We start from the raw sequence: 22873 nt of genomic DNA, 5'->3' as shown, positions 1-22873 counted from the left end.
GCGCACGAAGCGCCTTAAAATCAATACATCGCTTTATCGTAAATGATAAATTTATGCGCCAAATCAACAATCTCTTTTTTAACTTTTGCTTGAAGTTCGGTGTTTGTTATATCGCTAAGCACATCTGCGATTTTATTTGCGATAAACTCAAACTCAGCCTCTTTCATACCGCGAGATGTCAAAGCAGGGCTTCCGACGCGAATTCCGCTTGTGATAAATGGACTGCGAATCTCGCCCGGGACTGTGTTTTTATTTACGGTGATTCCAGCGTTTCCTAGGGCTATATCAGCGTCTTTTCCGCTAAATTCTTTATTTAAAAAGCTAACCAAAATTAGGTGATTATCCGTGCCACCACTTACTAGATCAAATCCCCTTTTTACCAAAGTTTCGCCTAAAATTTTTGCATTTGCTTTGACCTGTTTTGCATAAACTTTCCATTCATCGCTAAGGTTGTGTTTGAAGCTAACAGCCTTTCCTGCGATGACATGCATTAAAGGACCACCTTGAATGCCTGGGAAAATCGAGCTATTGATTTTTTTAGCAAATTCTTCATCATTTGTCATAATGATACCGCCGCGTGGTCCGCGAAGTGTTTTGTGAGTGGTAGAGCTAACTACATGGCAGTGCGGGAACGGATGAGCGTGCTCGCCAGCTACAACTAGACCTGCGATATGAGCCACATCGGCAAAAAGATACGCACCCACGCTATCTGCGATTTCTCTAAATTTAGCGAAATCTATCTCTCTTGTATAGGCACTTGCGCCACAAACTATCATTTTTGGTTTTACGATACCAGCTATGTCTGCTACGCGGTCGTAGTTTATGCGACCATCAAGCTCGACGCCGTATTCAAAGCTCTCGTAATATTTTCCGCTACTTGAAACCTTTGCGCCATGCGTTAGGTGTCCGCCGTGGCTTAGCGACATACCCAAAATTTTATCACCCGGTTTCAAAAACGCTCCATAAACGCCTTGATTTGCTTGTGAGCCTGAGTTTGGCTGAACATTTGCAAATTCGCAACCAAAAAGTTTTTTACATCGCTCAATAGCGATAGTTTCGATTTCATCGACAAATTCGCAGCCACCATAATATCTTTTGCCGGGATAACCTTCTGCGTATTTGTTTGATAGCACTGAGCCCATTACCTGCATAACTTCTGGGTAAGTGAAATTCTCACTTGCAATCATCTCCAAATGGTCGCATTGACGAGCTAGCTCCTTGCTCATCAAATCAAAAATTTCTTTATCAAAATCTGCCAACATTTTTACTCCTTATCTGAATTTAACGGTTTCATAGCTGGAAACAAAATAACATCTCGAATAGATTTTTTATTTAATAAAATCATCACCAATCTATCAATCCCAAGCCCCCAACCAGCGGTAGGTGGCATAGCATAGCTTAGTGCTTTGACATAATCAGCGTCCATTTCGTGCGCTTCGTCATCGCCTGCATTTTTAGCGTCGATTTGCGCCTTAAATCTCTCAAATTGATCAAGTGGATCGTTTAGCTCATTAAATGCGTTTGCAATCTCCTTGCCAGCGATATATAGTTCAAATCTCTCGGCAATTTTTGGATTTTCGTCGCTCCTTCTTGCAAGCGGGCTAATCTCGATAGGAAAATCCACGATAAAGGTCGGATCTATGAGCTTGGCTTCGACATAATTATCGAAAAGTTCGCTTTGCAAGTGGCCCAAATCGAGCTTTTCATTGACTTCGAATTTATCAGCTTTAAGCTTTGCTAAAATTTTGTCTTTATCATTTATAATCTCAGGATCCAATCCGCCTATTTCAACCAGCGCATCAAGGTATTTTATGCGCGCAAAAGGCTTGGTAAAGTCGATTTCAAGCTCGTCGTATTGAAGCTTTTTATCAAGTCCTAGCTTATCCATCACAGCCCAGATTAAATTTTGTGTCAGATCCATGACATCATTATAATCATGCCATGCCCAGTAAAACTCAATGCTGGTAAATTCAGGATTATGCGTTAAATCCATGCCCTCGTTGCGGAAATTTCTATTGATTTCAAAAACAGCTTCCATACCGCCTACGATTAGGCGTTTTAGATAAAGTTCAGGTGCGATTCGCAGGTATCTATCCACATCAAGAGCGTTGTGGTGCGTGATAAAAGGCTTCGCGTTTGCGCCACCTGCGATTGGGTGCATCATTGGGGTTTCTACTTCCAAAAATCCATGCGCCTCGAAAAAGTTACGAATTTCACGGATTATGACAGAGCGTTTGATAAAATCGCTTCTAACCTCTGGGTTCATTATCATATCGAGGTAGCGTTGGCGGTATCGCATTTCGATATCTACTAGGCCGTGGAATTTCTCAGGTAGTGGAGAAATCGCTTTTGAAGCTAGTTTGATATTTGAAGCATGGATCGAAAACTCGCCAGTTTGCGTGATAAAGGCGTATCCTGTAACGGTAATGATATCGCCTACTTCAAGATTTTTCTTAAATTTAGCGTAATCTTCCTCGCCGATACTGTCGCGCGAATAATAAATTTGAATATTTCCGCTTTCGTCTTCGATATTTGCAAATGTCGATTTTCCCGCAACTCTTTTTAGTTTCAAACGCCCTGCTAAAACGACAATCTCATCTGATTTTTTTTCCTCTGTATTTGCAATACTAGCGAATTTCTCGCGAAATTCTACGATTTTCATATCTCGTTTTAAAAAATGAGGGTATGGATTTACCCCTAAATTTCGCAATTCGTTTGATTTATCTATTCTTTGGATTTCTAATTGTGAGTCGAACAAATTATTTCCTTTTTGCCGCGCAATCAGCACAGATTCCGTAAAGCTGCATAATATGGCCAGTTAGGACAAAGCCATTTTCTTTGGCGATTTGGATTTGTTTTTTCTCGATACTAGCGTCGCGGAATTCGACGATTTTATTGCAACTTTTGCAGATTAGGTGATCATGGTGTGGTTTGTTTGCAAGTTCGAATTTTTTGCCTTGCGCGCCGAAAGTAATCGATGTCGCCATGCCTGATTCTTCGAGCAAATTTAGCGTGCGATACACTGTGGCGATACCTACATTTAGCTCAGGATTTTTCGCCTTGATTTCGCTATGCAAAGCCTCTGGCGTAAAGTGCGTATTGCTATTATAAAGCGTTCTTAGCAAAACCTCGCGCTGTTTTGTATATTTTAAGCCATTATCGCTAAGTGCTTTTTTAAATTCAAGCAAAAGCGCGTCAAATTCCAAATTTTCGATTTTAGCGTCCATTACAATCTCCCTTCACTTACATTTAAATCCAAGCTTTGATTGATATCAAAAACCTCGTTTGAAATATTATTTTGAATTTCTGTCGTATTATCTTCGCTTGGGGTTAAAATTTCACTAGCTTTTTGCTCTAAGCTTTGCAAATTTTCTTTGACTACTGGGTCGTCTTTTAAATCCATAATCCACTTGCCCACGCTTAGTAGCACCGGAGCGACTGCGCTAGTTTCGAAAAATTTCTTTGTCTGCTCGTTTAGCATCATAGGACCTCTTGCAAAGGTTACGATAACAGCAAAAATTAAGAAAATTTTAGCCACGCTAAATGCAAATCCACCGATTCTATCGACAAATCCTAGCCCACTCCATTTAAAGAGTTTTGAGATAATCTCGCCCAAAATCAAGCAGATTATCCATACGCCAAAAAGCACAGCCAAAAATCCGATTAAAGTCTGAGTAGTATCGCCAGAGAAAATCCCATTTGCGTTTTGCAATGCAGGGACTTTGCTAGCTATCCACGCCCCTGCCATCTCTTTGTAGCGCACAGCGATCCACAAACCACCAATCAAACCTAAAATTCCAAAAATTTCCTTCATAATGCCATTTGTAAGACCCCTTAGTCCAAAAAGGATTATCAGACCCACTACAATGGCGTCAAACCAATTTATACCTTCCATAATCACGCACCCACAACGCCGATAAGCTCTTGTAAATTTGTAGAGTAGCGCAATGCTGTTTCTTTGGCGATTTGATTTGCTCTGATTGCCTTAACCATAGCCTGTGTTTGCGTAATCATACCAGTGCTTTGTTGGTTAAGTTGCATTTGTGAGTAAATTTGATGAACTTTGTTTTCGCGGATTAGGTTGGCAACCGCGTTGTTGTTAATCAAAATTTCATGCACTGCAATACGACCACCACCAAGCTTTGGAAGCAAAGATTGCGAAATAACCGCAGTTAGTGAAACTGAAAGCATGTTTCGCACTTGAAGTTGCTCGCCACCGTCGAAGCTATCGATGATACGGTTGATTGTTTGGATTGCTGAGTTTGTGTGAAGTGTGCCAAAAACCAAGTGTCCTGTCTCAGCCGCAGTAATCGCGATAGAAATCGTCTCCCTATCACGCATCTCACCGACTAGGATAATATCAGGGTCTTCACGAAGTGAGAATTTCAAAGCTTGCGCATAAGAGTGTGTATCCGTGCCGATATTTCTGTGAGAAAATAGAGATTTTTTGTTTTGATGCACGAACTCGACTGGGTCTTCAACTGTGATAATGTGCTTGCGCTCTTTTTCGTTGATTTCATTTAGCATAGCTGCCAAAGTCGTTGATTTACCAGATCCTGTCGGACCAGTGACTAAAATCATACCCTTTTCGCGTTTTACAACCTCTTTAAAAATGCTTGGAGCCTTCAAATCATCAAGGCTAGGGATATCGATAGGAATAATACGAAACGCAGCGGCCAAATCGCCGTTCATAGTGTAATAGTAGTTTCCACGAAAGCGTCCGATATTTGGCAACTCAATCGCGAAGTCAAGCTCTTTGTTTTCCTCTAAATCGCTTTTTTGTTGATCTGTAATCATCGCATAGCAAATATACTCGATATCACTTCCGCTAAGGCTATCCATAGCCAAAGGACGAAGTGTTCCATCTATTCGGATTTGCGGTGCTGAGCGAGAAACCAGGTGCAAGTCAGAAGCTTTATTAAAAACAACTGTCTTTAATAAGGTTTCGATATCTACTAAATTTTTTCTTGGATCTTCCATATTTTTCCTTTCTAATCAATAATTTTAGGCACTACAAAATAATCACCCTCGCTTGAAGGTGCATGCCCTAGGATAATAGAGCGAACATCGCTAGCGCGTGGCTCATCCTCGCGAAACGGAGTTCCGCCCTTTAAAGTAGTTATGGCTACTTCCTCACCATCTAATTTTAATTCGTTTAAAATTTCGACAAAATCTACTACCTTATTTAACTGACCGATAAACTCATTTCGTTTTTCATCAGGGATTTTTAAAGCAGCTAATTTTTCGAGCCTTGATAATAAAATTTCATCTATTATCATAAATTTTCCTTTTCTGATAAATGCGACATTATATCATAAAAATTCTTGTCTTTGGGCATATTTAAATTTTTTTATGCTACAATTACCGCCAAATTTAATCACAAAAGGATACTACTTTGGCTTTAAAAGACGACATTGAAGGCGTTAAAAAAGAAATAGGCACAGAAGAGCAGTTTTTAGAAGGCGTTATCAAAAGCGAAATTTTCATTAAAAAATACAAAAAACCTTTAATCTTTTTCGCTACCCTTATAATGGTGATTTTCGTAGGATACTGGGCAAACGAATTTATCCAAAATTCTCGCATAAACAGCGCAAACGAACTATACTCAGAGCTTTTAGAGGCGCGAGATGACGCAAAACTAGCCAAACTAAAAGACAAAGATTTCAATCTATATGCGTTATATATGCTAAATCACGGCACAGCCGATGATTTGACAGCTCTTGGAAGCGATAGCAAGGTCGATTACTTGCTAAAAGAGATTATCAGCGTGCAAAACGGCAAACAAAGCCCGCTTTTGCTTAACGATTATGACGCTATCGTAAAGGGATACGAGCTTTTGAAAACAGGTCAAATCGAGGCTGCAAACGCCGAATTTGACAAAATCGCCATAGATTCGCCAGTGCGAAATTTAGCGTTAAATTTAAAACATTACAAAGGAAATAAATAATGAAAAAATCAATCATATTTACACTTCTGCTTTCGTTTTTATTTTTCGGTTGTTCGACCAAACGCCAGTATTTCGACCCAGGCGATGACAATATCACAGGCGAAATGGCCTTTAACGGCTCGCTTCCAGCAGAAATTATCTATGCTGCCAAAGAGGGTGCCACACTATCAAACGGCGCAGTTATCACCAAATCAGGCGTAAATGAAAATATCAAACTTAACAAAAACGAGCGATTTTTAGGCGAGTATAATGGAAATTTCATCGCCACAGACACAAACGGCACTACTAGGGTTTTGGGTAGCGATGGCAGTGTGAAATTTGAGCGAGATCTCAAACGCTATGCCCTAAGTGGCGCGATTGACGGCGATGATTTAGCACTTGTAATGAGCGATAATAGCGTAATGCTATTTCGCCTAAGCTCGGGTGCTATGGTGCTAGATGATAAAATCGGCGACGCATTTGCCATAGATTCACGCACAGCCGCTCCACTTTTTATCAACCAATTAGTAGCCTACCCAGCACTTGATGGCTTAGTAAATATCGTAGAGCGCACAGGTGGCCGCTCTGTGAGGGATTTTGTCGTATCAAATCAACCATTTTTTAACAACATAACCACGCTTCAAGCCCGTGGCGACGACCTTTATGCAGGCACAGGCACAAGGCTAGTTCTCATCAGCCCAAATGGCAACAAAACCTACAACCGCGACATTAGAAATGTCCTATTTGACGGCGATAAAATCTATCTTTTGCTAAAAGACGGCACGGTCGAGCTTTTGGATAAAAACCTAAATTTAATAAAATCTCGCAAATTTACCTTCGCTCAGCTATTAGAGGGTGTATTTAGTGGGGAATACCTTTATATCGTAGAGCGCACAGGTTTTGTTATCCGCACGGATAAAAATCTGCAAAGCGAGGCGATTTTTGAGCTAAATGATGAGATTGACTCTCGCGCATTTAGCGCAAATTCGTCATTTTACTACGATGATAAAGTGCTAAATTTTGCTAAGTAAAATTTCCAATCTCATGGTTAGCCATGAAATTTTGCTTAAAAATTTCAAAACCATAGATTTGAAAATTTTCACTCGCTCCCGCGCATACAGCGCCTATTTTGGCGTGGATTTATCTGGGTTTAATACCCTGATTTTCATGCGCGAGGCATCATCTCGCTTCATTATGCGAGATAGCGAATTTTTATTAAATTTAACCGAACAAATTTGCGCAAATTTAGGCAAAACTATCAAAAAACGAGTTTTGTTTCACAACAGCCAAATTTGCTCAAAAAGTAAAAAATTTTTAGAAGAAAACGGATTTAAAACCTATGCTTTTATGTGATATCGGCAACACGCATGCCAAATTTTATGATAACGGCGCAACATTTGCTATGGGTATCGACGAGTTTTTGAACTACGAACCAATCGAGAGAGTGTATTGTATAAATGTAAATGCCAGAGTGCAACGCAAGCTAAACAATCCCCTATTTATCGACATTACGCACCATTTCCACATAAACACCACCTACCAAGGGCTAGGAATCGATAGAATCGTCGCGTGCAGTATGGTCGAAACTGGCGTCATCGTCGATGCAGGTAGTGCTATCACGGTCGATGTCATGGAGGGTGGCACCCACCTTGGCGGATTTATCCTGCCTGGAATCCACGCTATGCTTCGCACTTATGGCGAAATTTCATCTGTTTTAGATGTCAATCTCTCGACGAAAATTTCCCTAGACTCGCTTCCACAAAAAACTAGCGACGCCGTGAATTACGGCATTTTCAAACCAACAATCCTAGCCATAGCCGACATTGCTGGCGATAAGCGCATACACTTTACCGGCGGGGACGGCGCGTTTTTAATGCGACATTTCAAAAACGGCGTTTATGATAGGGATTTGATTTTCCGCGCTATGAAAAATTTAATCTCACAAAAAGGACTTTTATGATTACGATTGCGCTACCAAAGGGTCGCATTGCCGATGATACACTCAAAATTTTCAAAAGCATTTTTGGGCTAGAATTTGCCTTTGAAGACCGCAAATTAATCATGCAAGAGGGTGATTTTAAATTTCTTTATGTCCGCAACCAAGACATTCCCACCTATGTCGTCGGAGGCGCAGCAGATATCGGCGTAGTGGGGCTAGATGTGCTCGAAGAGCACAAACCAGATGTTTTGCGCCTGCTTGATCTCAAAATCGGCAAATGCAGAGTTTGTGTGGGCGTGCCAAACGAAACCGAGCTTGATTACAACACCCCAGGTATCAAAATCGCAACCAAAATGCCAAATATCACGCGCGAATACTTCGCCACCAAAGCCGTCGCCACTCAGGTCATCAAACTATATGGCTCAATCGAGCTAGCTCCGATTATAGGGCTATCAGACGCTATCGTCGATGTGGTCGAAACAGGCGCTACGATGAAGCAAAACGGCCTTAAAGTCGCCGAGGTTATCATGCACAGCTCAGCGCACCTCATCGCCAACAAAAACAGCTTTGTCATCAAACGAGATGAAATTTTAGATTTGCGCGACAAACTCCAAACCGCTATCGCTTGAAATTTTAATTTGCCATTGCGAGCGAGCACGCCAAATTTGTCATTGTAAGACGGCAACGCCAGGGGAGCAATCCAGTAAAATTCCCTAATCCTAAATCTGTCGTTGCGAGAAATGCGAAGCATTTCAGTTAAAATAAAACCAGCTAAATTTAAAGCGAAGCTTTAAATTTAGCCACTTCTAAGGTTTTACAGGGGTGGGGGTTGGTAAGGGGGAGGGTAGCGTCTCCTAAAAAGCGCGCCCTCCCCCTTACGAGAAAAGCACGGCGCAATCTAAAATTCAAAAAATCGTTCAATGCTAAATTTGGATTGAATTTTGAATTTAAATTTCTCTGGATTGCTTCGCTCATTACACTCGCTCGCAATGACAGCAAATTTGCAAAATTTAAATTTTTTACTCATAGATTGCTTCGTCGCTTCGCTCCTCGCAATGACAAATTAGACAAAATTTGCTCTTTATGTCATTGCGAGACGGCAACGCCGTCGGAGCAATCCAGAAAAATTCCATTGCCTTTAATCTGTCATTGCGAGAATTTTGCGTAGCAAAATTCGTGGCAATCTACGAGTATAAAATTCACAGACACTCTAATCCATATCATTGCGAGGAGCTGTTTTACAGCGACGAAGCAATCCAGTAAAATTCCCTAATCCTAAATCTGTCATTGCGAGCCGTGCTTGCACGGCGTGGCAATCTACAAGTATAAAATTCACAGACGCTCTAATCCGTGTCATTGCGAGGAGCTGTTTTACAGCGACAAAGCAATCCAGCACAGCAAGCCGTAACGAAAAATAAAACTAGCTAAATTTTAAAAAATCGTTCAATACAAAATTTAAATAGAATTTTGCTTTAAATTTTACTGGATTGCTTCGAAAACTTCGTTTTCTCGCAATGACAGCAAATTTGCAAAATTTAAATTTTTCGCTCGTAGATTGCTTCGGCGTCGTAATACAACAGCTCCTTGCAATGACAAAATAGGCAAAATTTGCAATTTTTCCGAAAAAATTTTAAAATTAAAAACCAAAATTTAAAAAAGGAAAAAAATGAAAAACCTAATCCTACCCTGCCTAATCGCGCTAAGCTTCTCAGGTTGCGCCTTTTTCGCGCCACGCACCACGCCACTTTGCCCAGACACCACCGCCAGCAAAATGCAGATTTCTAGCTACACAAGACAGAGCAAAGTCGCATATACATATAAATTTATAAATGGTAGCGAGCAATGCAGTGCCAAATCAAATAAATACTTCGCCAACCCAGGCGATGTCGCACTTATCAGCGTTGCAAACGGCAGTGTTTCTAGCGCGCAAATACTCTCTCGCAAAATCACCCCGGGCAAGAAAGAGAGCTACACACCGACCAAAATCATCAAAAAACAGGTCCGCAAAAACGAAAATATCAAAGCCCCAACCGAGGAAAAAATCAGTTTTTGATAACTTACGCCCGAATTTCGCCCTTTAAATTTAACGCAAAATTAACAAAAAGGGCAAATTTCGCGCCAAAAATTATAAATTTTGCATAAATTTTATGAATTTTATCAGCCAAATTTAGCTTAACTACAAATTTTTCACTATTAAAAATAATTCTCATTTGTTGCCATATATTTACTCAAATTTAGCTACAATCACCCTATCGAAATCAAACTCCTTTCAATATTTGCGAGGCGCAAGAGCGTCTCGCTTTTTTTATGCAAAATTCAGCGATTTTGGTTAATACTCGGTAACAAAATGGTTATATTTCAGTAAAATTAAGATTGTTTTAAGCAAATAATTTAGTATTTTGTGCTACTATTACGACCATAACTTTTACAAGGAGTTCAAATGAAATTATTCAAACTTAGTTTAGCAGCTGCATTAGCAGCAGGTGCATTTGCTACATCAGCAAGTGCTGTTGCATTAGAAGATGCAATCAAAGATGTAGATGTAAGCGGTTTCGCTTGGATGCGTATTGATTCTACAAAAACAGATGATGGTCTAAAAACAGAAAACGATCACAGATGGAGATTCAAAAGCGTTGTTAATACAAATGTAAAAATCGATGACAACTTCTTCTTCGTAGCTGGTATTCGCTATGCTCACGACAATGACTGGGCAGAGGGCAGAACAGCTGATGCGGTTACAACAAAATTTGATTTATACCAAGGATACCTAGGATATAAAATTGGTGGCACTACATTCCAACTAGGTCGCCAAAAACTAGGCACATTCTTCACAGATGATATGTTTGGTGATGGTTTGAAAGTCGTTAATCAAGATATCGAGGGCTTAACTCTTGCAGCTCTATATATGGATACATTAGAGAGCGATGGCGATATCGATTTAAATGCGGCAGCAGCAACTCTTGCAGCAGATGGCAAAAGACTAGATCAACACGACCTATGGGGCGTAGCTGCTATCGGTTCTTATGATCCAGTATCTTTCCAACTATGGTATGCTGGCTTAGAGGATGTTGTTGATTTATTCGCAGTTGAAGCTGGTCTAAGCTTCGATGTTACAGAAGATATCAACCTAGGCTTAACAGCTCAATACGCTTACTCAAATTTCAGTGATGAATATGTTGCAATCGGTGCAGATGATGCTGATTTCTTTGGCGTAGAAGCTAGCACAAGCCTATTTGGATTTGATTTAACAGCTGGTTATGTTCAATACGATACAGATTCACAAGTTCATTCAAGAGTATCATTTGAAGACCAAGGCTCTTTCATCAGCCCAGGTGAAGACCTACTTAATTACAGAGATTTCAGAGGCGACAACCACGCTTGGTTCATCACAGCTGCTTATGCTATCGCAGACACTGGTCTAACAATCGGCGATGACTTCGTTAGCGGTGAATTCAACGATGAAGACGCTTGGGAAAATGTTGTTAGAGTTAATTACAAATACAACAAAAAACTTAGCTTCACAACTTTCTGGTCACATGTTAAATATGACGGCAAAGCTGGCGTGAAAGATAGCGAAGAAGATCACATCAGATTCCAAGCTAGATACGCTTTCTAATCATTTACTCTGATTAGTTATAATCCTAGGGCGAGGGCAAAACCTCGCCCTTTTTAAATTCTATCGACAAGGTATCAAATGAAGATTTTAAAACTTTCGTTTTTAGCATGTTTTTGCGCGGGTGCGCTTTTGGGGGCTAATGAGCCAGAAGAAAGCTATGTGTTTGAGGCAAAAGGCGAGTTCGCAAAAGAGCTAAAATCACTCATCGAAAAGCATTCCAAAGACGAAAATATCACAGTCAATGTCTATAAAAACGACGGCTCAAAAGGTGGCGTGCTAAATACTATTAAGCATAGCCCTGCCGCTGCCAAAGAAGAGGGAGCTAAGATTTTCGCTGCTAAATGCGCCTCATGCCACGGCTCAAAAGGCGAAAAGCGCGCTCACGGCGTCTCTAAAAAAATCAAAAATCTATCCGCAGGCGAGATTGCTATGGCTGTGAGCAACTACGGCACAGACCATGAATTTGGCGGTAAAAAAGCGTATTTGATGAACCCTATCGCACTATCTACAACCTCGACAGAGATAGGCTATATCATCGCATTTTTGAAGGGCGACACTTCATTTTTGCCTGGCGGTTCAGGCTCTGCGCGTGGTGGCAATACAGATATTTCGACCACTCCAAGCGAGCAAGGCTCATATCTAAAATAAAGGACAAAAATGAAAGTAGCTGTCATTTTGGCTAATGGCTTCGAGGAAATCGAAGCAATAAGTGTGGTTGATTTACTAAGACGCGCCGGGATCGACGCTAAATTTCTCGGTTTAGAGAAAAAATGCGTCACAGGCTCTCACGGCGTGGAAATCATCGCCGATGATTTACTCGTAAATTTAGACATTAACGAATACGAAATGATAGTCTTACCAGGCGGTTTGCCAGGTGCCGAGCATTTGGCAAAAAGCGAAAAACTAGGCGAAATTTTACGCAAATTTGACAAAGCTGGCAAAAAAATCGGCGCAATCTGCGCTGCACCTTGGGCTCTGGGCACAGCCGGTGTTTTAAAGGATAGCTACACATGCTACCCAGGCTTCGAGGGCACGGTCGCGCACGCCGGCTACACCGCTAGCGCAAATGTCATAATCGATAAAAATATCATTACCTCTGCTGGACCTGCCACTGCAATGGAGTTCGCACTCGCAATCGTGCGCGAACTAAAAGGCGAACAGGCTTTTAACACACTAAAATCCGAGCTACTTTTTAACTAATTTAAATTTTGATTTTCTTTCGTTAGCATTGCGAGAAATGCAAATCTCGCAATGCTAATTATGAGCAAAATTTACGCTTGATTTGTCATTGCGAGGCGACGCAGTCGCCGTGGCAATCCAGTAAAATTCCCTAATCATCAATCTGTCATTGCAAGGAAATGCGAAGCATTTCGGTTAAACAAAACCAGCTAAATTTTAAAAAGCAACGCTTTTTAAAATTTAGCCACCTTGTAAAGCGTCGTCGGGGGTTGGGGGTTTGTAAGGGGGAAGGGGCGCGACCTCGCAATTCAAGCCCCCTTCCCCCTTACAGAGAATTTCAAAATTTCGCCTAAAATTTAAAAAATCGTTCAATGCTAAATTTAGGTTGAATTTTGAATTTAAATTTCCCTGGATTGCTTCGAGCCTTTTGGCTCTCGCAATGACAGCAAATTTAGCGTTTGGTAATTTTGGCTCGTAGATTGCTTCGTCGCTTCGCTCCTCGCAATGACAAATTAGGCAAAATTTACACTTGATTTGTCATTGCGAGGCGACGCAGTCGCCGTGGCAATCCAGTAAAATTCAGAGAGTGTTAGAAAATTGAATTAGAATTTATCTGAATTCCCCTGGATTGCTTCGAAAACTTCGTTTTCTCGCAATGACAGCAAATTTAGCGTTTGGTAATTTTGGCTCGTAGATTGCTTCGTCGCTTTGCTCCTCGCAATGACAATGGTAAGCAAAATTCGTGGCAATCTACGAATATAAAATTTAAGCTCAGTATTTTTGCAGAATTTATCAAATTTTGCAAGAATTTTATAAATCGTTCAATGCTAAATTTAGGTTGAATTTTGAATTTAAATTTCCCTGGATTGCTTCGCTTTCTGCGAAAGCTCGCAATGACAAATTTAAGCAAATTCTCCAAATTTCAAAAAGCCAAAATTTAACCCCTTTTTGCTAAAATGAGCGCAAAATCAAAGGACATTTTATGAGCGAATTCACACATTTACACCTGCATACAGAATACTCATTGCTTGACGGGGCCAACAAAGTCAGCGAACTAGCCAAAATCCTAGCCGAGCGTGGCGCCAAAGCCTGCGCAATCACAGATCACGGCAATATGTTTGGGGCGATCGATTTTTACCAAACCATGCGCAAAAACGGCATAAAGCCGATAATCGGTATCGAAGCCTATATCCACAACCACGATGATATCGGCGATAAAAGCGACAAAAATCGCTTCCACCTAATTTTGCTAGCCAAAAACGAAATCGGTTACAAAAACCTAATGTATCTTAGCTCGCAAGCCTTTTTAAACGGATTTTACTACTACCCACGCATAAACAAAAAACTACTTCGCGAGCATAGCGAGGGGCTTGTTTGCTCATCTGCCTGCCTTGCGGGCGAGGTTGAGTTTCACCTAAATTTAAGCGAACGAAACCTAAGACGAGGCGCAGGCGGATACGAAGCCGCCAAAAAGGCCGCCGCAGAATACAAAGAGATTTTTGGCGATGATTTTTACCTAGAAATCATGCGACACGGTATCGGCGAGCAACTAAATGTCGAAAAAGATCTAATCCGCATAGCGCGCGAGCTTGATATCAAACTCATCGCCACCAACGACGCCCACTACGCCTACAAAGAGCGCGCCACAGCCCACGATGTGTATCAGTGTATAGCCATGGGCAAAACCATAAACGACGGAGATCGCCTAAAACATGTCGTAAGCGAATTTTATGTCAAATCAGATGAGGAAATGCAAAGGCTATTTGCCGATATGCCAGAGGTCATCACAAATACTGCTGAAATCGTCGAAAAGTGCGATTTGCACTTTGCTTTCGAGGAAAAGGGCTACGCGCCCACACCGCCAAATTTCAAATTTACCCTCGAATACGCTAGCAAACATGGCCTAAGCCTGCCTGAACCAGAGGCTAGATATAGCTTTGCCAATGATGATTTTTTATTTGATTATCTATGCCGCGAGGGTTTGAAAGAGAGATTAAAATTTATTGATGAGGCAAAACACCAAATTTACGAAGAAAGATTAAACAAAGAGCTTGAAATCATAAAAAGTATGCATTTCTCAGGCTATATGATTATCGTGCAAGACTTCATCAACTGGGCTAAAGACCACGATATCCCAGTAGGACCCGGCCGTGGCTCTGCGGCTGGCTCGATTTGTGCGTATGCGCTTCGTATCACAGACCTAGATCCGATACCTTATAACCTGCTTTTCGAGCGATTCTTAAACCCTGCTCGTATCTCTATGCCAGATATTGATGTGGATTTTTGTCAAGCAAGGCGTGGCGAAGTGATTGATTATGTCATAAAGCAGTATGGCAAATACAATGTCGCCCAAGTAGCGACCTTTGGTAAATTGCTAGCTCGTGGCGTAATCCGCGATGTCGCCAGAGTATGTGATATGCCTCTCTCGCAAGCTGACAAAATGGCAAAACTAATCCCGGAAGGCCCTGGCGTAACCCTAACTGGCGTCGGCGATCCAAGTAGCGATAAATACAAACCGGGTGCTTACGAGCAAGAGCCAAAAATCGCCGAGCTTTTGCAAAGCGATCCCACAGCCGCGCAGGTATGGGAGTTCGCGCTTCAATTAGAGGGCTTAAACCGCAACGCTGGCATGCACGCAGCAGGCGTTGTTATCTCAAACGAGGAGTTGTGGCACAAGGCCCCGCTTTTCAAGCAAGATAAAGGCGATGATGCGCGTATCGTCACGCAGTATATGAAAAACTACCTAGAAGATGTGGATCTCATCAAATTTGACTTTTTGGGGCTTAAAACTCTCGATGTCATCGACAGCGCACTAAAACTCATAAAAAGGCGATATGATAAAGACATAATCTGGGAAAAAATAGATTTTAACGACCCTGCGACTTATAAAACAATCCAATCAGGCAACACGCTTGGAATTTTCCAAATCGAGGGCGCTGGCATGCAAGATTTAGCCGTAAATTTAAAGCCAGATAGATTTGAAGATATCATCGCGATGATTTCGCTATATCGCCCAGGCCCAATGGATCTAATCCCGCGCTTTATAGATATCAAACACGGACGCGAGGAAGCCTCGTATATGTTCCCGCAAATCAAGGAAATTTTAGAGCCGACTTATGGAATCATCGTCTATCAAGAACAGGTCATGCAGCTAGTGCAAACTATCGGCGGATTTTCGCTTGGTGAAGCTGATTTGGTGCGTAGAGCCATGGGTAAAAAGGACGAAAAAAAGCTAGCTCACATGAGAGAGCAGTATTTAGAGGGGGCTAAGACAAACGGCTTTGATGTCGCTAAGGCAAACGAGCTATTTGATATGATTATGAAATTTGCCTCTTATGGATTTAACAAATCCCACGCGGCGGCTTATTCGATGATTACATTTCAAACAGCCTATCTTAAAACCTACTATCCAGCCGAATTTATGGCTGGTTTGCTCACATCTGAGGAGGGAAACACAGAGAAAGTCGCCAAATACATAGACGAAGCCAAACGCCTAGGAATCGGCCTTAAACAGCCCTCAATCAACCAAAGTTTGCGCGGATTTAGCGTAATCGACGATGAAGCAAGCGAATCAGGCCAGTCTATCATCTACGGACTTGGCGCGATTAAGGGCGTGGGCTCGGCTGCGATTGAAAATATCTTGGAGCTTCAAAACGAAAGGCTTTTTGAAAATATCGATGATTTTGCCACCAGAGTGGATAATTTCAAGGTCAATAAAAAGGTCATCGAGTCCCTAACCTACGGCGGTGCGATGGATTGTTTGGGTAAAACTAGGCTTGCGATTATTCAAAACATGGAAAATATCCTAGATGTGATGAAAAAAATCACAGAAATCAAAAAAGACGCTCAAAGCTCGCTATTTGGCGAAGATGAGGAGATGACCGAGGGGATAAGAGTAAGCTTCGTGGAAAACGCTGAGGAATTTGCGCAAAGTGAAATTTTAAAATTCGAGCAACAAACCGTGGGCGTGTATCTCTCTGGCCACCCGCTCGATGATTATAAAGAGCAAATGAGCGGTATAGATTACCTGCTCTCATCGCAATTTGGCGAGATCACGGGCGATAATGCCGAAATTTTAAGCGTTGGGCGGATCGAGGATATCACTACTCGTATCACAAAAACTGGCAAAAAAATGGGAATTTTAACCATTTTGGATTTGCACGGCTCGTATGAACTAGCTGTATTTGACAACACGCTAAAAACTATCGAAAATTTAAGCCCTGCTGAGCTTGAAAAACCATACGCTTTTATGATAAAAATCAGCAAAAGTGCCGCTGGTGAGGGAGCGTATCAAGTTTCCTTCCTTTCAATGCTAAGCCTAGAAAACGCCAAAGACGCTGGGTTTAGACCACGCTCTGGCGTATTTTTACAAGGAAATCCGCTCAAAGTTTTCGAGGGCGAAATTTCGCCTATCGCACACAGCAAATCGAGTGAATTTGATGAAATTTTGCAAAATGATGGCTCATCAATGAAGCTTTTGTGTGTCGGCAAAATCGAAAGCGTAAATTCTCGCACCACAAAATCTGGCTCGCAAATGGCAAATTTAACCATACTCGATTTATCAGGAAGCTTCGAAGTCGCGGCATTTGGCGATGTGTGCGAAAGCGTGCTAGCCCTAAGCGATAGCGACCTAGAACGCCCTCTGGCATTTTGGGTAAGGCTTGCGAAAAACACAGGAACTTACGGCGGAAAATATCAAATTTACCTAGATGAAATTTTATCGCTCGATGAGGCGCGAAATATCGAAAACTACGCTCCTAGCGAAGCGAAGGCTTATGGCGGCTCTACGCGCAAAGAGAGGCGAAATTTTGGCGATAATGGCTTTGAAAAGGGCGAAAACGCCGCACTTGTAGCCTTGCAACAAAGCAAAAAAGAGCGCGAGGAACAGCGAAAAAAGGCCGTGGATTTCGAGTTTGAAATAAGTGCTAGCGAGCTAAACCGCGACAAAATTCAAAAAATCTACTCCCTAGCCTTCAATGACCGGGATTTGAAAAACTCCAAACGGCTAATTTTGCGCGTGAGGTTTAAAAACGAGGTTTTGATTTATCCTACCGAATATATCGTCGGCGACGATTTTGGCGAGAAAATGGGCAAAATTTTAGCTGCGTGAAATTTCTGAAATTTGGAAATTTTAAGAATTTGAAAATCTAAATTTAGCCCAAAATTTGGGCTAAATTTATTAAATTTGATTAAATTTGGCTACGAACGGGCAAATTCCACAATCGCGCGCGCAAGTTCAAGCGTAGCGTCAAGGAAAACCTTATCTGTCTCAATGAGTGGCAAAAACAGCGGAATCTCCGTGCAGCCAGCGATATAAACATCCGCGTCAATGCTATCTAGCACGCTTTTGAAAGTCTCCACATATTCTGCGGTTTTGCCAGCTTTCACACCTTTGTAAATGCAATCCATTAGCTTAGCTTGATTTTCCTCGCCAAGCTCTACGCTGATTAATCCAGCATTCTCTAAGTGCTCATCATACACCCTAGCCTTTTTTGTGCCAGAAGTAGCCAAAACTGCGATTTTTTTGGCATTTGGATAGCGGGTCTGTATCGTGCTAACTGCGTTTTTTGCGATATGGATTAGTGGCAAATCCACAGCCTCCAAAACCCTTGGCGCGAAATAATGCGCTGTATTGCAAACCATGACAAACGCCTCGCAACCTGCATTTTTAAGGCGAGTTGCGCTTTCGATTAACTTTGGCGTAGGATCCTCGCCCTCGCCGAAAATGCACGCCGTCCTATCCTCGATTTGCGGATAACTATCGATTAGAAGCGGGATATTTTCTTGATCGCTTCTAGCCCCCGTTAATTCTATCGTTTTTAGATACAAATCAGCACTTGCTAGCGGTCCCATACCGCCGATTACTCCGACTCTACGCATTTAATTCTCCCATTTTGAGGTATCTAGTTTGCCCTCTGTTTTAGCTACATATAGCGAAGCCACGACATCGCCTGTAACATTCATAGATGTTCGTCCCATATCTAGTATCGCGTCAATGCCTAGTATCATACCATAAGCCACCGCCACGGTTCCAGTTACACTGATACCTACTGATTCTAGTATCAAAAGTAACATTAACGCGCCAGCACCAGGCACACCGGCTGTTCCGATAGCTGCTAGCATAGAAGTGATAATAATCGTAAAGTAGTTTTGAGCGGTTAGGTCGATACCGCACGCATTAGCGATAAAAAGCGTGCAAACGCCCAAATATACGGTCGTTCCGTTCATATTCACAGTCGCACCCACAGGCAAAACAAAGCCGTAGATTGATTTTGGAATTCCCATTTCCTCATCAGCCGTCCTCATTGTAATAGGAAGTGTGCCGTTCGAGCTTCTGGTAACAAATGCCGTAAGCATAGGCGCGCGGACTTTTTTGAGGAATTTCGCAGGATTTATACCAATTAGCATACAAATCACGCAGTATATTGCAAAAACCTGCACCGCAAGCCCTACATATAGCGCAATCGTAACGGTCAAAAGCGAGCTAATCGCGCCAATTCCAGCTTTGTTAAATACAACGAACATTAGCGCAAAAACGCCGATTGGTGCGTATTGCATAACCCAGCGAATAACCTTAAACATAATCTCGCTCATACCATCAAAAAACGCATACACAGTCTCTGCACTACGCGCAATACGCTCATCGTCGCTACTTTTGCAATACGCTAGGCCAATTCCCACAAAAATACAAAATGCGATAATAGGCAAAATTTCGCCCTTAACGATAGCTTCAAACGGATTTGTAGGGATAATATTTAGCAGAATTTGGCTCATCGCAGGAGCGTTTGCGCTCTTTTCCACAGCTTTGGCAGCATCTAGCTCCAACCCACTACCAGGGCTGAAAATCAATCCGCACGCCAAACCTATCGCGATCGCAAACAGCGTCGTAATCGCGTAGAAAATTATCGTTTTGACGCCAACTTTACCAAGGTGAGCTGGATCAATCGAACTTGTGCCAATTATCAGCGAGCAGACGATTACAGGCACCATAATCATTTTGAGCATTCGCACAAAAAGATCACCAAACGGCGTTAAAATCGATACCCAAGTGGTATCGCCAACGGTGGCATTTTGCGGTAAAATTATACCCAAAACCGAACCCAAAACAAGCGCAATCATTATGCGCCAAAGTAGGCTTGACTCAAAATACCATGCAAATATACCGCGCTTTTTAGGCGCATTAGCGTCACTTTGCGACATTTTTTCCCCTTTTAAATATAATGTTCTTACGATTTTACAATAAATTTGCATAGAACTAATTTAATTAGGGCTGAATTTATAACGAAAGGTTAAAATTTCGTTTGTTTTCTAAATTTTGCACCATAAATTTGGCGAATTTAAAATCGGACAGGGCGGAATAATCCACCCAAGCGACGCTGATCACTGGATTTATGCGATTGAGCCTTACGCAGATGATAAACTCGTAGCCAAAGCCTCGTTAGAACCAGTCGCAAGCAGGGGATTTTTGAGCGCAAGACTAAATCTAAAAGATATCAAAACCCTAAAAGCAATCTCTCGCTGTAACCTGCACGGAAATTTTACATTTTCGATAAATTTATAACCACTAAGCCCCAAATTCGGGGCTTTAAATTTTATTTTTTAATTTTATATAATCGTTTTTAAAAAGCTTATAAAAAAGGTTGAAATTGTGCGGTGGTGGGCTCACCACTTGTTGAAAAGTGCCTTTAAAGTTCGATTATAAGGGATTTATTGAAAATGAAAATTTAATTTTATGTATTCTTTTATGTAACCGAAATTTTTAAGTTTTTAAAGGGGTAGTTATTTAGTTTTGAAAACAACTATTTTCAATACTAAATTTTAAAAAGCCCCTATTTTAGGGCTTTTAACGATTTCGAAATTTTGGCTTTAAGTTTCGCAATGCTTAAAAGCAATGTTTCACGCTAAAAATCTTTAAGCTTTGTAAAAAATCAGCCAAAATTTAGCCAAAAACTTAATTAAGCTTACGCTATGAATTTAGATAATTAATCTCAATTTTAAACGGCTCTTTGTCGTTTAGCTCTTTGATTTCTTGCATTATATCATATTTAGAAAGTTTAGGGGGTAGCCCTATTGCTTCGCTTAACTTTTTTATGCCTTGCATAGTATCACAAAGGCTTTTAGGGTCGTTCGCTTGGTCTAGCATAGCATCAGCCTTAATTATTGCATTTAGGATTAAATCGTTTATAGCTGTGGCTGTTGTGCCGTGTTCTTTTTTCTAGCGTATCCATTAGGCTTTTAATTGCTAATTCGTTTAGCTCTTTTGTGTGTTTGTTAGGGTTGTCGCAAATATTCGATTTAATGAAATGTTTTAGGTGTTCTAGCCCTTGATTTATGAAGTGTCTAGCCTTGATTAAATCTGTGCTTGGGTCGTATCCGTTGCGGTCAAAATGGCTATAAATCGAAGTTCTAGGGATTTTATATTTTTTAGATAGCTTGGATATTTCGGTATTACCGCTTATAAATTCGGCTGTTAGCTCTTTGTATTTATCGCTTGTTTTTTGTCTCATTTTAACCTTTCTGTTTTATATATTTTGATAATTGTTATTATAGCATAGTTGATAGTTTTGTATAGTTTTGGGTTTATTATTATGTTAATTCACTACTAGAAAGCCTATTTATATAAGCGGTTGCGAGTGCGCCCCTTGCGTGGTTTGCTTAGCATTTGGCGTGGCTAAAAAAGGGCGATTTAGTGCGGAAGTTATTGTCTTTCGCTTTCATAACCTCAGCAAATATTGATTTTATGGGCTTTTCTAAGGGGTCTTATCAAAAGTAAAAACGAGTTCAGCCCTTATAATATGCCTTTGCATAGCCTCGCGCGCCCGTGAGCTGTCGTGTTTGATTTTTTTATCATAAAATTTCACTCTTTGCAAAATTCCATTAATAGGCTTTGCCCCTTTTCTTGTCGAGGTCTGAGCGTAAATAGTATTAAGAGTTTTTGGCTTATGAAATCTACAATTATCTAAATTCGTTAAATAAGGGGCTATACTTTGCGCCAAAACTGCATTAACTTCTTTTTTGATAAAATAGTCGAGTGAGTAATCAAGGCTCTTTAAAATCAAGTTTTGGCGATTTTTTCTATTATCGATAAATTCGAGTAAAAATTTTAAAATTCGTTTGGTTTTTCGGTCGAGTTTTAGCGGCTCTTTGGCTTGGCTGTTGTATTGACTTAATCCGTGAATTTCTAAAAAGCGAAATCCCTTTAAGTTTCTATGCGCTTTTCTTGCTTTGTCTAGCGTCTCTGAGGTGGAGTATATATAAATACTTACCTTTTGGCTTACTTTGCAAAATAGGGCGGTCTTTGGCGTTTTATAGCCATATAAATCGCATAGTCTGAAATGGTTGGTTTTAAAGGCTGTTTCGTTTAGGGTTAGTTCTTGCGATTGTAGGAAGTTGGTAAATTTGCTTATAAATTTGTCGGTTGCAGTAAATCTTAGGCTGTCGATACCGCTAAAATTTGGCGATGCGAATTGAGATAAATTTTGCGAAATGCTAAATAAATCAGCTTCGGAAATTTTATCTAAAATCTTGTTGAAAATACTCGCATTATGCGCCATATTTTGGTATAATTCCATAGGTTTTATTTTTATTTAGGGCGGTCGGTCAAACCGCCCTTTTTATTTGGATTTATCGAAATAAATCCTCGCAAAGATTAACCGCGCCCTTTGCTTTTCGCAAATAGTCTAAAATACCTTTTGCGCGGTTGATTGCTCTTTTGTTTTTAGGGTCAAGAAAATATCTCTTATGATAGCTTTTTGATAATTCGTTTTTTACACGAATATCTGCTATTTCTAGCCCATAATTCTTTCTTAAACTATATATAATATCTTTCACGCTATTTGTGTGAAATTTGTCTAATTCGTGGTTTGTGATTTTTTCACCACGAATTAGGCTTTCTAAAATCAAAGTAGTAGAATACTTGCTTCCACGAATAGCCAAAATGGCTTTTTTATTTTGTTTTTTATCGCTCATTTTCGTCCCCTTGTGCTGTTTCAGCTTCGGAAGTTAATCCTAATTTTTGATTAACTTCGTTTATATTCCACAAAAGGATTGATTTACTTATCCTTTTTGGTTGTGGAAGTTTGCCGTCCCTTTTATAGTATCGCCAAAGCGTGGCTTGACTGATACCACCTAAATACGCTCTTAATTGTTTAGCATTTAGCCATTTATTCAAATTTTTGTTTTCCATAATGAAAACTCCTTAAAAATTAATTTT

At 40.8% G+C, this 22873-nt stretch carries 26 protein-coding genes; 12 read left to right on the top strand and 14 right to left on the bottom strand.

Annotation, left to right across the window (positions count from 1 at the left end; all coding sequences use genetic code 11):
* Positions 1 to 20 precede the first annotated feature (20 nt).
* Genes OFN67_RS07685 through gatC form a run of 6 tightly spaced genes read right to left on the bottom strand, consistent with a single transcriptional unit; the run spans position 21 to position 5279 of the window.
* Positions 21 to 1262, bottom strand: coding sequence for a serine hydroxymethyltransferase (locus OFN67_RS07685; protein WP_270868869.1), 1242 nt, complete (start codon positions 1260 to 1262; stop codon positions 21 to 23).
* Positions 1263 to 1264: 2 nt separating this feature from the next.
* Positions 1265 to 2758 carry a lysine--tRNA ligase gene (lysS, locus tag OFN67_RS07680; protein ID WP_270870061.1) on the bottom strand — a complete coding sequence of 498 codons (1494 nt, stop codon included), beginning with the start codon at positions 2756 to 2758 and terminating at the stop codon, positions 1265 to 1267.
* 1 nt (position 2759) lies between these two features.
* The gene (locus OFN67_RS07675) at positions 2760 to 3227 is read right to left on the bottom strand and encodes a Fur family transcriptional regulator (RefSeq protein ID WP_270865390.1); all 468 of its coding nucleotides are present in this window, start codon (positions 3225 to 3227) and stop codon (positions 2760 to 2762) included.
* The gene (locus OFN67_RS07670; RefSeq protein ID WP_270868871.1) at positions 3227 to 3895 is read right to left on the bottom strand and encodes a CvpA family protein; all 669 of its coding nucleotides are present in this window, start codon (positions 3893 to 3895) and stop codon (positions 3227 to 3229) included. Before OFN67_RS07670 ends, OFN67_RS07675 begins: the two co-directional genes overlap by 1 nt.
* A gap of 2 nt (positions 3896 to 3897) precedes the next feature.
* The gene (locus tag OFN67_RS07665; protein ID WP_270859742.1) at positions 3898 to 4980 is read right to left on the bottom strand and encodes a type IV pilus twitching motility protein PilT; all 1083 of its coding nucleotides are present in this window, start codon (positions 4978 to 4980) and stop codon (positions 3898 to 3900) included.
* 11 nt (positions 4981 to 4991) lie between these two features.
* Positions 4992 to 5279, bottom strand: coding sequence for an Asp-tRNA(Asn)/Glu-tRNA(Gln) amidotransferase subunit GatC (gene gatC, locus OFN67_RS07660; RefSeq protein ID WP_270859743.1), 288 nt, complete (start codon positions 5277 to 5279; stop codon positions 4992 to 4994).
* A gap of 116 nt (positions 5280 to 5395) precedes the next feature.
* Here gatC and OFN67_RS07655 point away from each other — a divergent pair, with 116 nt between their 5' ends.
* The 7 genes from OFN67_RS07655 to OFN67_RS07625 all read left to right on the top strand — a co-directional run bounded on the left by OFN67_RS07655 (position 5396) and on the right by OFN67_RS07625 (position 9918).
* On the top strand, positions 5396 to 5947 hold the full coding sequence (locus OFN67_RS07655) for a hypothetical protein (RefSeq protein ID WP_270865388.1): 552 nt from the start codon (positions 5396 to 5398) through the stop codon (positions 5945 to 5947).
* A complete protein-coding gene (locus OFN67_RS07650; protein ID WP_270874019.1) occupies positions 5947 to 6957 on the top strand; it encodes an L-seryl-tRNA selenium transferase in 1011 nt (336 codons plus the stop codon). The genes OFN67_RS07655 and OFN67_RS07650 overlap by 1 nt, the downstream gene beginning before the upstream one ends.
* Positions 6947 to 7279, top strand: coding sequence for a hypothetical protein (locus OFN67_RS07645; RefSeq protein ID WP_270862751.1), 333 nt, complete (start codon positions 6947 to 6949; stop codon positions 7277 to 7279). Before OFN67_RS07650 ends, OFN67_RS07645 begins: the two co-directional genes overlap by 11 nt.
* Entirely contained in the window at positions 7266 to 7886 is a 621-nt protein-coding gene (locus tag OFN67_RS07640) for a type III pantothenate kinase (protein ID WP_270866574.1), read from the top strand. Before OFN67_RS07645 ends, OFN67_RS07640 begins: the two co-directional genes overlap by 14 nt.
* Positions 7883 to 8494 (top strand): ATP phosphoribosyltransferase, encoded by a 612-nt coding sequence (hisG, locus tag OFN67_RS07635; RefSeq protein WP_270866573.1) that lies wholly within the window; start codon positions 7883 to 7885, stop codon positions 8492 to 8494. Before OFN67_RS07640 ends, hisG begins: the two co-directional genes overlap by 4 nt.
* A 445-nt stretch (positions 8495 to 8939) precedes the next feature.
* Positions 8940 to 9128 carry a hypothetical protein gene (locus tag OFN67_RS07630; protein WP_270874018.1) on the top strand — a complete coding sequence of 63 codons (189 nt, stop codon included), beginning with the start codon at positions 8940 to 8942 and terminating at the stop codon, positions 9126 to 9128.
* 403 nt (positions 9129 to 9531) lie between these two features.
* The gene (locus OFN67_RS07625; protein WP_270868876.1) at positions 9532 to 9918 is read left to right on the top strand and encodes a hypothetical protein; all 387 of its coding nucleotides are present in this window, start codon (positions 9532 to 9534) and stop codon (positions 9916 to 9918) included.
* 4 nt (positions 9919 to 9922) lie between these two features.
* Here OFN67_RS07625 and OFN67_RS07620 read toward each other — a convergent pair whose 3' ends face one another.
* The gene (locus OFN67_RS07620; protein WP_270868877.1) at positions 9923 to 10075 is read right to left on the bottom strand and encodes a hypothetical protein; all 153 of its coding nucleotides are present in this window, start codon (positions 10073 to 10075) and stop codon (positions 9923 to 9925) included.
* Between the two features lie 230 nt (positions 10076 to 10305).
* Here OFN67_RS07620 and OFN67_RS07615 point away from each other — a divergent pair, with 230 nt between their 5' ends.
* The 4 genes from OFN67_RS07615 to dnaE all read left to right on the top strand — a co-directional run bounded on the left by OFN67_RS07615 (position 10306) and on the right by dnaE (position 17770).
* On the top strand, positions 10306 to 11481 hold the full coding sequence (locus OFN67_RS07615) for an OprD family outer membrane porin (protein ID WP_270865382.1): 1176 nt from the start codon (positions 10306 to 10308) through the stop codon (positions 11479 to 11481).
* A 78-nt stretch (positions 11482 to 11559) separates the two neighbouring features.
* Positions 11560 to 12129 (top strand): cytochrome c, encoded by a 570-nt coding sequence (locus OFN67_RS07610; protein ID WP_270868878.1) that lies wholly within the window; start codon positions 11560 to 11562, stop codon positions 12127 to 12129.
* Between the two features lie 9 nt (positions 12130 to 12138).
* On the top strand, positions 12139 to 12681 hold the full coding sequence (locus tag OFN67_RS07605; RefSeq protein ID WP_270868879.1) for a DJ-1 family glyoxalase III: 543 nt from the start codon (positions 12139 to 12141) through the stop codon (positions 12679 to 12681).
* A 961-nt stretch (positions 12682 to 13642) separates the two neighbouring features.
* Positions 13643 to 17770 carry a DNA polymerase III subunit alpha gene (gene dnaE / locus OFN67_RS07600; protein WP_270868880.1) on the top strand — a complete coding sequence of 1376 codons (4128 nt, stop codon included), beginning with the start codon at positions 13643 to 13645 and terminating at the stop codon, positions 17768 to 17770.
* Between the two features lie 89 nt (positions 17771 to 17859).
* Here dnaE and OFN67_RS07595 read toward each other — a convergent pair whose 3' ends face one another.
* The gene (locus OFN67_RS07595; protein ID WP_270868881.1) at positions 17860 to 18540 is read right to left on the bottom strand and encodes an aspartate/glutamate racemase family protein; all 681 of its coding nucleotides are present in this window, start codon (positions 18538 to 18540) and stop codon (positions 17860 to 17862) included.
* Positions 18541 to 19860, bottom strand: a complete 1320-nt coding sequence (locus OFN67_RS07590) for a dicarboxylate/amino acid:cation symporter (protein WP_270868882.1) — start codon at positions 19858 to 19860, stop codon at positions 18541 to 18543.
* A 115-nt stretch (positions 19861 to 19975) separates the two neighbouring features.
* Here OFN67_RS07590 and OFN67_RS07585 point away from each other — a divergent pair, with 115 nt between their 5' ends.
* The gene (locus OFN67_RS07585; RefSeq protein WP_270868883.1) at positions 19976 to 20221 is read left to right on the top strand and encodes a desulfoferrodoxin family protein; all 246 of its coding nucleotides are present in this window, start codon (positions 19976 to 19978) and stop codon (positions 20219 to 20221) included.
* A gap of 405 nt (positions 20222 to 20626) precedes the next feature.
* On the opposite strand, the gene OFN67_RS07580 is transcribed toward OFN67_RS07585, so the two are convergent.
* The 5 genes from OFN67_RS07580 to OFN67_RS07560 all read right to left on the bottom strand — a co-directional run bounded on the left by OFN67_RS07580 (position 20627) and on the right by OFN67_RS07560 (position 22846).
* Positions 20627 to 20803 (bottom strand): hypothetical protein, encoded by a 177-nt coding sequence (locus OFN67_RS07580; RefSeq protein ID WP_270868884.1) that lies wholly within the window; start codon positions 20801 to 20803, stop codon positions 20627 to 20629.
* Positions 20804 to 20813: 10 nt separating this feature from the next.
* Positions 20814 to 21167 (bottom strand): hypothetical protein, encoded by a 354-nt coding sequence (locus tag OFN67_RS07575; protein ID WP_270868885.1) that lies wholly within the window; start codon positions 21165 to 21167, stop codon positions 20814 to 20816.
* 243 nt (positions 21168 to 21410) lie between these two features.
* The gene (locus OFN67_RS07570; protein ID WP_270868886.1) at positions 21411 to 22232 is read right to left on the bottom strand and encodes a hypothetical protein; all 822 of its coding nucleotides are present in this window, start codon (positions 22230 to 22232) and stop codon (positions 21411 to 21413) included.
* A 52-nt stretch (positions 22233 to 22284) separates the two neighbouring features.
* Positions 22285 to 22629: a hypothetical protein gene (locus tag OFN67_RS07565; RefSeq protein ID WP_270868887.1), complete on the bottom strand. Its 345-nt coding sequence runs from the start codon at positions 22627 to 22629 to the stop codon at positions 22285 to 22287.
* On the bottom strand, positions 22619 to 22846 hold the full coding sequence (locus tag OFN67_RS07560) for a helix-turn-helix transcriptional regulator (RefSeq protein ID WP_270868888.1): 228 nt from the start codon (positions 22844 to 22846) through the stop codon (positions 22619 to 22621). The genes OFN67_RS07565 and OFN67_RS07560 overlap by 11 nt, the downstream gene beginning before the upstream one ends.
* Positions 22847 to 22873 lie beyond the last annotated feature (27 nt).

Origin of the sequence: Campylobacter sp. JMF_11 EL3, assembly GCF_027736965.1 — a bacterium.
In the GTDB taxonomy this organism is placed as follows: domain Bacteria; phylum Campylobacterota; class Campylobacteria; order Campylobacterales; family Campylobacteraceae; genus Campylobacter_B.
The sequence above is the reverse complement of the archived record's forward strand: the minus strand, read 5'-3'. Positions and strand labels throughout refer to the sequence as shown.